Annotated in this window: 2 protein-coding genes; both read right to left on the reverse strand. The window is 59.5% G+C overall.

Features of this window, described 5'->3' with window-relative positions:
• Window positions 1-59 precede the first annotated feature (59 nt).
• Window positions 60-13,460, reverse strand: coding sequence for an amino acid adenylation domain-containing protein (locus tag ACWPW2_RS17945; protein WP_454124490.1), 13,401 nt, complete (start codon window positions 13,458-13,460; stop codon window positions 60-62).
• Window positions 13,461-13,511: 51 nt separating this feature from the next.
• Complete coding sequence (locus ACWPW2_RS17950; RefSeq protein WP_279794173.1) at window positions 13,512-13,712, reverse strand: MbtH family protein; 201 nt, start codon at window positions 13,710-13,712, stop codon at window positions 13,512-13,514.
• Window positions 13,713-13,757: the final 45 nt, after the last annotated feature.

Below are 13,757 nucleotides of genomic sequence, written 5' to 3' on the forward strand. Positions count from 1 at the left end.
ATCAACAGGTAAAAAAAACCGCCATGACGGCGGTTTTATCAACATAACGATCGATCCGCTCAGTGGCTCTCAAGCCAGCGCTGAATCACCGGGCCGATGGTTTTCAACGCCTCCGGGCTGAACATACCATTATGGGTGCTCGGCACAGGGTGGACGATGATATTGCCATCAACATGGTTTGCCCAGAGCAGAGGATCGAAATCCTCGTCATCCGCATTGCGCTGCGTTGCTTTGAAGAAGAGCATATCACCGCGATAGCACGCTGGCGTCGAGGCGGCCAGCAGCAGCGGCGCATCACGAAGCTCGGCAAAGATGCGTTCGAAAATCACCGGCTCCACGTCCGCGAGAGGGTGTTCCATCGCCTGCAACTTACGCTTTAGCCCCTCAACGGAGAACAATGCCTGGTCATCCGGAACGCCACCAACCAGCGCTTCGAACAGCACTTTCAGCCCCTCTTCGTCGCTCATTATCGTCTCGAGATAACGCTCCCCGAGCGGATAGCCATCCACCAGCACCAGCGTGCTGACCTCATGCCCCTCTTTTTGTAACAGCGTGGCGACCTCATGGGCCAGATGGCAGCCAAAAGACCAGCCGAGGAGAGCATAAGGGCCTTCTGGCTGGACTTTGTAGATCTCCGCCAGATAGGTTTTCGCCAGTACCTCTACCGAGGCCGCGGGTTCGCCGGTGCTGATCCTGCTCGCTTGCAGACCGTAGATCGGCTGCCGATCGCCGAGGTAGCCAATAAGCCCGGAGTAGGACCAGCTCAGGCCGCCGCCGGGAGGGAGACAGAACAGCGCGGCTTTATCGCCCAGCGGTTGCAGCGGCAGCATCACATCCAGCATGCTGCTGTAGCGGTTGCTCTCCAGCCGCTGCGCCAGCATTGCAACCGTCGGCGATTCAAACAGATCGCGGATGGTCAGCTTCACTTGCAGTTCGCGGTCAATCTGCGTAATCAGGCGCGCCGCCAGCAGGGAGTGGCCGCCCATGGCGAAGAAGCTGCTGTCGATGCTGACGTTCTCAACCTTGAGCAGCGTACTGAATTTCTCCGCCAGCCAGATCTCCCGCTTGCTTTGCGGTTGCCGACCGGCCTGGGTGCTGAAATCCGGCTTCGGCAGCGACTTAATCGCCAGTTTACCGTTGGCATTGAGCGGCAGCGCCTCCAGCAGCACGACCGCCGCAGGCACCATAAAGTCCGGCAGACGTTCACGGGCAAACTGTTGCAGAGCCTCAGGTAGCGTCTCTTGCGGCTCGCTTGCCACCACATAGGCGACCAGCTGTTTATGGCCCGCCGCATCTTCAAGCGGAATAACCGCCACCTGCTGCACGGCGTCATGCTGCTTCAGCACGATCTCGATTTCACCCGGCTCGATCCTGAAGCCGCGAATTTTCACCTGCTGATCGCCGCGGCTGACAAAGCTGATTGCGCCATCGCGGCGGCGTTTGACCCTATCTCCGGTGCGGTACATACGGCTTCCCGCAGGCCCATAAGGATCGGCGACAAAGTGCGCCGCGCTGAGGCCCGGATGGTTCACATAGCCGCGCGCCAGCCCGCGCCCGGCGATGTAAAGCTCGCCTGCAACGCCCTCCGGCTGTGGTTGTAAGTACTCATCCAGCACATATAAGCGGGTGTTATCCAACGCATAGCCGATCGGCACATCCACATAGGGCGCATCCGCCTGCGTAATCGGGTAATCCGTGGTGTAGGTCGTCGCCTCTGTCGGGCCATAGATGTTCATCAGCTCAAGATCCGGCAAGTGCTCGCGCACTGACTGTACTGCGCTTGCGGAGATCTTCTCGCCGCCGGTATAGACCTTGCTGACCCCCGCCAGGCACTGCCACGCCTCTTCGGCAATCAGGCGGAACAGCCCGGAGGTTAAAAACAGCGCCGTCACGTTGCGATCGGTAATCGTCGAGGTGATCAGCGGCAGATCCAGCGCTTCTCCCGGCACAATCACCGCCTGGTGGCCGTTAAGCAGCGCCGCCCAGATCTCATAGGTTGAGGCATCAAAGGCATACGGAGAGTGCAGCAGGATGCGCTGATGATGCTCCCCCTGCCAGCGGCGATCGCGCGCCAGCGCAACGACGTTATCCTGGGTAATGGCAATCCCTTTCGGTTGACCGGTGGAGCCGGAGGTAAACATCACATAAGCGATATGGTCAGGATTAAGCGGCGTCGCGATGGTCGGCGCTTCTTCCTGCGTATGCGCATTGTTGACCGTCAGCACCGTAATGCCCTCCGGCAGCGGCGTCGCGCTGTGCTGCTCATCCACAACCGCGATGCGCACATCCAGCGTATGGGTAATATGCTGCCAGCGCTCAAACGGATCGCTGGTGCGCAGCGGCACATAGAAGCCGCCCGCTTTCACCACGGCGAGCACGCCAATCACCAGCGAGAGGGAGCGCTCCAGCAGTAACGCCACGCCCTGTTCCGCTTTCACCCCATGCTGTTGCAGGCTATGGGCTAAAGCATTGGCGCGCGCATCCAGCTCCCGGTAGGTAAGCTGCTCGTCGCCACAGCTGATGGCGATGTGGTGCGGCGTTTTCGCCACCTGGCAGGCAAACTTCTGCGCTAACGTTGTCGGCGGCAGATCCACAAAGGTGTCATTGCCGACATGAATAAGCGCGTCGCGCTGTTCGCTACTCAGTAACGGCAGGTTTTTCACTGGCCTATCCGGCGCGTCGACCGCCGCCTGCAATAGCTGCACAAAGTAACCGGCCAGCGCGGTGACGGTTGAGCGATCAAACAGCTCCACAGGGAAGTCAATTTGCGCATCAAGCGCGCAGACTTCGCCATTTTCGCCGCTAATCTCATCAAAGTTAAACAGCAGATCAAACTTGGTTGTCACCAGACCGACCGGCTGGTGGGCTGCCTGCACACCCATCAGCTGCGGCGGCGTATTGGCGTTGTTTTGCAGCACCATCATCACCTGGAAGAGGGGATGTCTGGCAGAGGAGCGCCCAGGATTCAACGCCTTGACCACCCAGTCGAACGGTACATCCTGGTTGACGTAGGCAGAGAGCATATAGTCGCGAACGCTGGCAAGGGCTGCGCGGAAGCTGGGGTTTTCTGCCAGATCGACGCGCAGCACCAGCGTATTGACGAAAAAGCCCACCAGATCGCCGATGGCTTCATCCGAGCGTCCCGCTGCGGCGGTACCAAGCGTAATATCGTCGCCTGCGCCCATGCGGCTAAAGAGGATAGCGGCGGTTGCTTGCAGCAGCATAAAGGGCGTTACCCCTTCCTGTTGCGTCAGGGTTTTAATCCGCTGATAGAGCGCCTCGTCGATATGGAAATGGACCCGCTCGCCCACATAGCTCGGTGACGCCGGGTGCGGACGGTCGACGGGCAGCAGCATCTCTTCAGGCGCGTCCGCCAGCGCGCTGCGCCAGAAGGCGATCTGCTGCGCGCAGAGCGGCGTGTTCTCCTCGATTTCGCCGAGCAGGTTGCGCTGCCACAGCGCATAGTCGGCATACTGCACCGCAAGCGGTGCCCACGTCGGCACCTGCTGCTGGCAGCGCGCGTTGTAAGCGCAGGAGATATCGTGGAACAGCGGTGCCAGCGAGCCGCCATCGCAGGCGATATGGTGAATGACAATCAGCAACACCTGTTCATGCATCTGCGGCAAACGGAACAGCGTACAGCGCAGCGGAATTTCCCGCGCCAGGTCAAAGGCATAGATTGATGCCTCATCCAGCGCGCTGGCGAGCGCTTCTTCAGTCACCGACTTCAATGCCAGCGTCATTTCGACCGAATCAGCGGCGAGAATATGCTGGTAAGGCTGCTCCTGATGGAGCGGATAGAGGGTACGCAACACCTCATGGCGCGCCACCACATCACGCAGCGCCTGGCCCAGCGCCTCTTCATTCAGCGGCCCGCTGAAGCGCACGGCGAGCGGCATGTTATAGGCCGCGTGGTTATCGTCGAGGTTCTTCAACAGCCACATGCGCTGCTGGGCAAAGGAGAGCGGTAAATACTCGCCGCCCTGCTGCGGGGTCAGCGCCACTTTCGGGGCGATCTCCGCCTGCGCCAGCTGGCTGGCGAGCTGTGCCACGGTGGGGTAGTCAAACAGCGTGCGGATGGGCACATTTTTGCCCAGCTCGCTGCTGATGCGGCTTATCAGGCGCATCGCTAACAGCGAATGGCCGCCGAGCATAAAGAAGTTGTCATCAATGCCCGGCGCTTCCAGCTGCAACACCTCCGCGAACAGGCGCGCTAACATCTCCTCCTGCGCGTTACGCGGCTGGCGACGGGTCGGACTCTGCATAATTTGCGGTTTCGGTAATGCGCGCTTATCCAGCTTGCCATTGATGGTCAGCGGGAATTTCTCCATCTGCACAATGGCGGCAGGCACCATATATTCCGGCAGTTTATCCGCCGCATGATGGCGCAGCGCCGCCATGTCGACAGGGCTATTACCGTCACTGAGGATATAGGCCACCAGCTGCGGGTTGCCGGGGTTATCGTTTTGCAGGATCACCTCGGCCTGGGTCACATGCGGATAGCTCGCCAGCGCGGCGGCAATCTCGCCCAGCTCGATGCGGAACCCGCGCAGTTTCACCTGCTGATCGGCGCGACCTAAGTAGTTCAGCTCGCCTTTGCGGGTGCGGATCGCCACATCGCCGGAGCGATACATGCGCGCACCGGGTTCGCCATACGGGTCGGCAACAAAGCGTTCGCTGCTTAGCACCACGCGGTTCAGGTAGCCGCGTGCCAGGCCTGCGCCGCTGATATACATCTCGCCCTCCACGCCCACCGGAACAGGTTGCAGCGCATCGTCTAACAGATGGATATGCAGATCGGGGATCGCCACGCCAATCAGGCTACCGGAGGCGTTGCGCGCCCCCTCCGCCGTCAGCGGCTGATAGCTCACATGGACGGTGGTTTCGGTGATGCCGTACATGTTGATCAGCTCCGGCGCAGCGTCATCATGGCGCTGATACCAGCGCTCAAGCTGGCTCAGATCGAGCGCTTCACCGCCAAACACCACTTTGCGCAGCGTTAATGGACAGCTTGCTGGCGCAACCGCGTTTTCCGCTTCAATCAACTGATAGAAGGCGGATGGCGTCTGGTTGAGGATGGTGACCCGTTTGTCGCTCAGCAGTTGTAAAAAGGCCTGCGGATCGCGGCTGACGATAAATGGCACCACCACCAGCTCGCCGCCATAAAGCAGCGGGCCCCAGATCTCCCAGACGGAGAAGTCGAAGGAGCAGGAGTGGAACAGCGTCCAGATGTCGGTGCGGGCAAAGTTAAACCAGCCCTCTGTGGCGGCAAAGAGGCGCAGCACATTGCTGTGGTGGATCATCACCCCTTTCGGTTTACCGGTGGAGCCGGAGGTGTAGATGATGTACGCCAGGTTATCCGGCGTGACGGGGCGCAGGCGCTCGTCGTCACTGAGATCGTCGGCGCTCAGCCCTGCAAGCTGCTGCTGGCACTGCGGCGTATCGAGCAGCAGTTCGGGCAGCGTGCTGCTTAGCGTACCGGCATACTCCGCGAGGGTGATAATCAACGCCGGTCTGGCGTCATCAACAATGTAGGCCAGACGATCCGCCGGGTTATGCACATCCAGCGGCAGGTAGGCTGCGCCCGCTTTAACGATGGCGAGCAGCGCCACCAGCGTCTCCATGGTGCGCGGCAGCGCCAGCGCGACGCTATCTTCCGTGCCGATACCGCGGCTTACCAGATAGCGTGCCAGCTGGTTGGCGCGCTGGTTCAGCTCGCCGTAGCTCATCGTCTCATCGCCGAGGCTCAGCGCCGTCGCCTGCGGAGTTTCACGCACGCGCTGTTCGAAAACCTCGTGCAGCGTGGCGTTAGCCCACTGGTTAAAAGCGGTGCAAGCCGGCACGGCGGCCTGGCACTCCTCCGCCAGCAGCAGCGGAACGCTGCCAACGCGCCGTTGCGGCTCGGCCATCACGGCGTTCAGTACCAGCACGAAACGCTCGGCCAGCGCTTCGGCGGTGGCATCGTCAAACAGATCGGTGGAGTATTCGAGAATGCCGTTAAGCGCCGTGGGTGTCTCTTCGATATTAAAGGTCAGATCGAATTTCGCCACCGGCAGCAGCGGTGTGGCAACGTTGGTTTGCAGATGGTCAAAGCGCGCCTCGCTGTAGGCCATATTTTGCAGTACCAGCATTACCTGGAAGAGGGGATGGCGCGCCAGTGAACGCTCAGGGTTTAGCGCTTCGACCAGGTTATCAAAGGGGAGATCCTGGTGCTCGTAGGCTTGCAGCGCATAGTCGCGAACCCTCTCCAGCAGGGCGCTGAAGGTGAGGTTGTCATCAATTGTCGTGCGCATCACCAGCGTGTTGATAAAGAAGCCGACCAGCGGTTCAAGCGCCTCATCGCTGCGCCCGGCAATGGCGGTACCGACGGGAATGTCGTCACCTGCGCCCATGCGGTGCAGCAGCACGGCCAGCGCTGCCTGCAACACCATAAACAGGCTGGCATTGTGCGCTTTTGCCACCTCCAGCAGGCGTGCGTGCAGCGCTTCATCGATGATAAAGCGACACTGCTTGCCTCTGTAACTTGCGCGCGCCGGGCGCGGACGGTCGAGGGGCAGCTTCAGCTCGTCGGGAAGATCGGCGAGCGTGTTGCGCCACCAGGCGAGCTGGCGGCCCGCCAGAGTGTCGTCGGCGTTGAGTTCGCCCAGCCAGTCGTTCTGCCAGAGCGCATAATCGCCATAGTTCACCGCAAGCGGCGCAAAGGCCGGAGCCTCGCCCTGCGCGCGGGCGTTATAGGCCGCAGCCAGATCCTGGAGTAGCGGAGAGAGCGAACTGCCATCACTGGCGATATGGTGCATTAAAAACAGCAGCAGATGGCGCTCTTCATTGACGGTAAAGAGCCACGCGCGGCAGGGATCTTCCCCGGCTAAATCGAAGGTATATTGCGCGGCGCTCAGCATCCGGCTTTGCAGATCGTCAGACGCAACGTGTTCGGTAATCAGGGTGCAGGCTGCCTCCTCGTCCCCGGTAACGTATTGATAAACGCTGCCGTCGGGCTGCTGCAAAAAGCGTGTGCGCAGCGTTTCATGGCGCAGCTTCACATCGTTCAATGCCGCAGCCAGCGCCGCGACGTTTACCGCGCCCGTGAGCTCCAGCGTCAGCGGCATATTGTAGGTGGCGGTTTGCCCCTCGATACGATCGATCATCCATAGCCGACGCTGCGCGGCGGAAAGCGGCAGATGGGCCGGCTTTTCACGCGCCTGTAGCAGCAAACGCGAAGGCGCGGCGGTGCGTAAACGCTCGGCAAACTGTGCCACCGTCGGCGCTTCAAAGAGATCGCGGATCGCAGGATCAACTCGCATTTCGCGGCGCACCTTGCTGACCAGACGCGAAGCCAGCAGCGAGTGGCCGCCGAGGGCAAAGAAGTTGTCGTCAATGCCGATATCGTCCAGGCCGAGCACCCCGGCGAAGAGTGCGCAGAGCGTGCTCTCGCGCTCATTGCGCGCGCTGCGACGCTGCGCGGCGGTAAAGAGCGGCGCGGGCAGGGCGCGCATATCCACTTTACCGTTGGCGTTTAGCGGGAAGGTCTCCAGCGTGATAATCATCGCTGGCACCATAAAGTCCGGCAACTGCGCGCTTAGCGCCGTGCGCAGTGGTTCCGCATCGAAGTCCACCTCTTTGCGCGGGATAACATACGCGACAATCTGCTTATTGCCTGCGTTTGGCTCGACGATGCAGGCCAGCGCCTGCGCCACGGCAGGCTGCTGTTGCAGCGCGGTTTCCACTTCCGCCAGCTCAATACGGAAGCCGCGAATTTTCACCTGCTGATCGCCGCGGCTGAGGTATTCGAGCACGCCATCTTCACGCCAGCGCGCCCAGTCCCCGGAGCGGTACATGCGCTCGCCGGGCTGCGCAAACGGATTGGCGACAAAGTGCGTTGCCGTGAGCACCGGCTGGTTCTGATACCCGCGCGCCAGGCCGAGACCGGCGATATACAACTCGCCGGGAACGCCGACCGGCACCGGATTGAGATAACCATCCAGCACGTAGGCCTGCATGTTATCGATGGGCGCGCCGATGGGCACCGTCATCTCCGTCGGGATGCCCGGCATCAGGTGCGTGGTGGCAAAAGTCGTGGTTTCCGTCGGGCCGTAGCCATTCATCATCTTCAGTTCAGGGCAGTGCGTCATGACCTTCCTGATCGCCGCCACCGGCAGCACATCGCCCCCGGCAATCAGCAGGCGCACCGCTTTCAGGGCGCTGGCATGCTCCTCGGCCATCAGGCGGAACAGACCGGCGGTAAGCCACAGCGCGGTCACGTTTTCCGTCATGACGATCTGCGCCAGCGCATCGATATCCAGCTCACCGGCCGGAGCGACAATCAGCTGACCGCCGCACAGCAGCGGCACCCACAGTTCATAAGTGGAGGCATCAAAGGCTGACGGGGAGTGCAGCAATACGCGCTTGTGATCCTCCGGTGACCAGCGGCGGTCGAGGGCAAGGGCCGCCACGCTCTGCTGGTTGACGGCAATTCCTTTTGGTTTACCGGTCGAGCCGGAGGTGTACATGATGTAAGCGAGGCTCTGCGCCGCACCCGCCAATTCAGGGTTGGCCTCTGTTCCTGCCAGCTGCGTCTCGTCAGCCAGGTGAATGATATGCGCGGCATCCGGGAGTGGCAGCCCCGCGTCGGCGATAAGCAGTGTGGAACCTGCGTCATCCAGCATCATCTGCTGGCGCTCAAGGGGATCGCGCGGGCGCAGCGGCAGGTAAGCACCGCCCGCTTTGATCACCGCAAGCGTGGCAATCACTTCATCAATGGAGTGCTGCATCAGCAGCCCGGCGCAGAAGGTTTTCCCGCCGTTTCGCGCGATCAGCCGGTGCGCCAGACGATTCGCCGCCTGGTTTAGCTGGCTGTAGGTCACCGTTTTGCTGCCTTGCTTAACGGCAATGGCGTCCGGCGTGCGCAGCACCTGCTGTTCAAACAGCGCGGCTAAACGCACTTCAGGCAGCGCGACACGGGTGTTATTCCAGTCGCTAAGCAGCGTTTCGCGCTGGGAAGAAGTTAACAGCGCCAGCTCGCCTACACGGGTAGTCGGCGCGCTCACCAGTGTCTCAATCACGTGGACTAAACGTTCGGCAACGCCCTCGATGGTGCGCGCGTTATAGAGATCGGTGGCGTATTCGATATACCCGCTTACGCGCCCGTGCTGCTCATCAATGTTGAAATTAAACAGCAGATCAAATTTCGCGCTGCTGGTGGGCAGCTCCAGCTGTTCAAGCTGTAACCCTTCGAAGCTGACGGCCTGCGGCCACGGCGTATCGACTGCCAGCATCACCTGGAACAGCGGATGTTTTGCCAGCGAGCGGTCTGGTGCCAGGGCTTCGACAAGGCGTTCGAAAGGAACATCCTGGTGCTCATTGGCTTCCAGCACTGCGCTGCGCGCCAGCTCAATAAGCGTACGTAATTCCGGGTTGCCGGACGCCTGGGTGCGCAGCACCGCAGTATTCGCAAAGTAACCAATCATCGGCAGCTGTGCGATATCGGTACGGCCATAGATCGGCGTACCGATCGCAATGTCGTCGCCCGCGCCCATGCGGTGCAGCAATGCTACCAGGCCTGCGTGCAGCAGCATAAACAGGCTGGCTCCCGTTTGCGCGCTCAACGCCGCAAGCCTGGTAAACACCCCATCCGGCAGCGTAAAGGCGACGCGATCGCCCGCAGAGGTGGCGCGCGCCGGACGCGGGCGATCGCCTGCCAGCGTGATCTCTTCCGCCAGCCCCTGCAGTTGATTGCGCCAGTAGGCCATCTGCCGGGCGAAGAGGGCATTCTCATCCTGCTCTTCACTAAGCAGCGCGCGTTGCCAGAGGGCGTAATCTGCATACTGCACGGCAAGCGGCGCAAGATCGGGAGCGTGGCCTGCCTGGCGTGCATGCCAGCAGAGGCTCAGATCCTGCAACAGCGGGAAGAGGGAGCCACCATCGCCTGCGGTGTGGTGGATCACCAGCAGCAGAACATGCTGCTCGGGTGCTAGCTGATAGAGCCACCCTTTGATCGGCAGTTCGCGATCGAGGGCGAAAACATGCGCGCTATGTTGCATCAGTTGGGCGGTCAGATCGTCTGGCGCAATGGTCTGTTGTTGCAGGGTAAATGCCGCCTCTTCCGGCGTCAGCACCTGCTGGCAAGGGGTATCGTCCTGCTGGGTTAAGCGCGTACGCAGGCTTTCATGGCGGGCGATAACATCCGCCAGCGCCTGGGTCAGCATTGCGGCATCCAGTTTGCCGTTAAGCCTGATGGCGAGCGGCATATTGTAAGCGCTGCCCGGCGCGATCTGCTCCTGTAGCCACAGACGCTGCTGGGCAAACGACATCGGCAGAATGGCGGGGCGCGGTTGTGCCACCAGCGCAGGGCGCACGGTAGCGCCGCGTCCGGCCTCAATTAGCACGCTCAGCTCCGCGACGGTGGGCGCATCGAAGATCGCCTTCAGCGAGATCTCACTGTTGAACTCTTCGCGGATGCGGCTCAGTAGTTTCAGCGCCAGCAGTGAATGGCCGCCAAGGCTGAAGAAGTTGTCATCGATTCCCGGTAACGCGCTGTCCAGGCATTCGGCAAAGAGCTGACATAGTTTTTCCTGCTGCGGCGTGGAAGGGAGCACGCGGGCGGGCGCGGTGAAGGCCGGAACGGGCAGCGCGCGGCGGTCAATTTTGCCATTCGCCGTGAGGGGGAACTGTTCCAGCACCATCATCACTGACGGCACCATATAATCCGGCAGTTGTTTGCCTAAGTCGGCGCGCAGCGTTTCCGGCGAACAGTGCGCGCCGTCGTGCGGCACCACGTAGGCCACCAGCCGTTTTTGCCCGGAGGCTTTTTCATCATGCGCGAGCACCAGCGCCTGCTTGATCGCCTTTGATCCAAGCAGCGCATTTTCGATATCGCCAAGCTCAATGCGGTAGCCGCGGATCTTCACCTGGTTATCCGCGCGCCCGAGGAAGCCGATCTGCATATCGTGCTCCCAGAAGGCGATATCCCCGGTGCGGTACATGCGCGAACCCTCAGGGCCAAACGGGTTAGCGACAAAGCGCTCGCTGGTGAGATCGGCGCGTTTCAGGTAGCCAAACGCCAGGCCGTCGCCAGCGATATAGAGCTCGCCTGGCTGGCCCACCGGCACCGGTTGCAGCGCGCTGTCGAGGATATAAACCTGGGTGTTGTTGATCGGCAGACCAATGATCGAAGGAGCCACGCGATCGGTGGTCAGCTCGCGCAGGGTTGACCAGATCGTCGTCTCCGTCGGCCCGTAAACCTGAATCACTCTCGATGCCAGCGCCACCATCTGTTCGGCCAGATTGGCCGCCAGCGCGTCGCCGCCCACCAGCGCGGTGAGCCCTGCCAGCGCCTGCGGTTGATAGCTGACTAAGCCCTGCCATAAGGCTGGCGTGCCTTGCAGGTGGGTGATGTTCCAGCGATTAATCTCGTTTGCTAGCAAGTGCGGGTCACGCGCTGCTTCGCGAGAAGCAATCACCACCGCTGCACCGTTGAGCAGCGGCAGGAAAAGCTCCAGCGCGGCAATATCAAACCCGACCGTGGTGACGGCCATTAAACGATGTTCCGCCGAGAGCTGAACATGCTCCTGCATCGCCACCATAAAATTGGTCAAAGCGTGATGGGGGATCAGCACCCCTTTCGGCGCACCGGTCGAGCCGGAGGTGAAGAGCACATACGCCGCCTGCTGCCGCTGGGCGGGCGATACGACAGGGTCTGTTTCTGGCTGCGAAATAATACCGGCAATAATGTCGTTATCATCTATTTGATATTGCGGGAATTGAGCAACCAGCGCAGACGTTTTGGAGGTGGTTAACAGGCAGGTCGGCGCGGCGGTGGCGAGAATATGTTTTATCCGCTCGCCGGGGTGATCGGGATCGAGTGGCATATAGACCGCACCGGCTTTCATAATCGCCAGCATGGCGATCACCAAATTATCCGTGCGCGGCAGCAGCAGCCCGACAATGTCGCCCGGCCGTACCCCCTGCTGACGCAGATAGTGGCTCATCTGGTTGACCAGACTATTTAGCTGGGCATAGCTCAGCACGCTCTCCTCGTAAAAGATGGCTGGGGCATCGGGTGTGAGGTGAACCTGCTTTTCAAAGCACTCCGCCAGCGTAAGGGAGGGCGTCGGCGCGGCGGTTTTATCATTCAGCAGGGCAATCTGCTGGCACTCACTGGCGCTCAGTAAAGCGGGAACGCCGATCGCCATCTCAGGGTTAGCAATCAGTTCACTGAATAGCGCCGTCATTCTTTCATAATGGGCAAGCAGCTCCTGTTCGCTATAGAGCGCGCTGTTGGCATCGAAGCCAAGCACCATTGTGCGTTCATTGCCATAGCCAAAGAAGAAGATGCTTAAGTCTTCCACCGGGCCGTTGGAGAGATTAACAGATAAGGTTTTCGCCCCTGTCAGCGCCAGGTTTTCGCCGAAGAGTTCAACGTTAATTGCCGTGTTGAACAGCGGGCGCGTGACGTTAAGCTCGCGGAGCAGATCTTCATGGCGGTATTGCTGATGGCGCAACGAGGAGATCATCTCTTTCATCGCCTGCGCCATCACGTCGTTGAGGGTAAGCGCCGGTGATAAGTTTAAGCGCAGCGGCATAATATTCGACATTAAGCCAGGAATGCTGCGCTGTACTCGTCCAACGCGTGCCGCCATCGGAAAGCCAATCACTAAATCTTCATTACCGCTAATGCGGTAGAGGTAGATCGCGCTCAGGGCGGTGAGCAGCTGTGGCAGCGTAAAGCCGGAGTCGCTGGCCCGCTGCATAATGGCGTCGTGGAAAGGTTTTTCCAGCGAGATGCGCTGGCGAATAAGCTGGTTGCAGGGAGCGGCGCGCCCGGCGAGGCTCACCGGTTCTGGCAGATCGCTAAAGCGCGATACCCAGTATTCCCTGTCGCGCGCAAAACGCTTTGAGTGGCGATACTCAATATCATCTGCCATCAATGTTTTAAAGCTGCCTAAAGGGGAGGGGGAGACCGGCTCGCCGGCGATTAAACAGTTGTAGATCTCGATGGTGCGGCTGAGCAGCATCGCGGCACCAAAACCATCGGAAATAATGTGATGGCTGCACTGATAATAGAGATGTTTGTTTTCGGCGATCTTAATCAGGTAAAAGGTAAACAGATACTTTTCGGAGAGCGAGTATGCTCTGTTTGTCTGCGCCGTCATATATTCAATGGCGGTTGCCCACGGGTCATCCATCATACTGAAATCACAAAAGCCTGTTTCATAATCATTAACAGGCGTCAATGATTGCCTGACAACGTTATTTACATGAAAAAAACGGCCATGTATGGCATCAGTTTCAGCAATCATTGTTTTTATAGCGTCTTTAAATAGTGATGGATCAATTGTGCCATCAATAATTAAATACTCACTAATATTATTGTTTGCTTGATTCAGTGCGACTTCATTCGCTAACCACATGCCCATCTGAGCCGACGTTAAAGCGAAATATTCCATGTCTTCTGGTTCGGACATATAAAACCTCAATATTAAAGCGAAATAGGATAACGAGTGGGCAACAAGGGGTTATAGATTTTGTAAACTTTTCGGCTTGATATCCTTCCAGTTTTCCTCAATGTACTGAACGCACTCCTTGCGACTGGCGGGCCCGCACACCACCTCCCAGCCATCGGGGACAACCATAAATTCCGGCCATAAAGAGTGCTGATTCTCTGCGTTTACTAATACTAAAAAAGTAATGTTTTCATTTTCGAATGGATTGCTCATTTACTTGCCCCTGTAATAATAATAACGAGGGTAATATTTATAGAA

The organism is Kosakonia sp. Marseille-Q7440 (assembly GCF_965119485.1).

What these genes read in the sequence shown, in the direction of transcription:
- ACWPW2_RS17945 (WP_454124490.1), bottom strand. Translation starts at nt 13,460, where the DNA reads ATGTCCGAACCAGAAGACATGGAATATTTCGCTTTAACGTCGGCTCAG.
- ACWPW2_RS17950 (WP_279794173.1), bottom strand. Translation starts at nt 13,712, where the DNA reads ATGAGCAATCCATTCGAAAATGAAAACATTACTTTTTTAGTATTAGTA.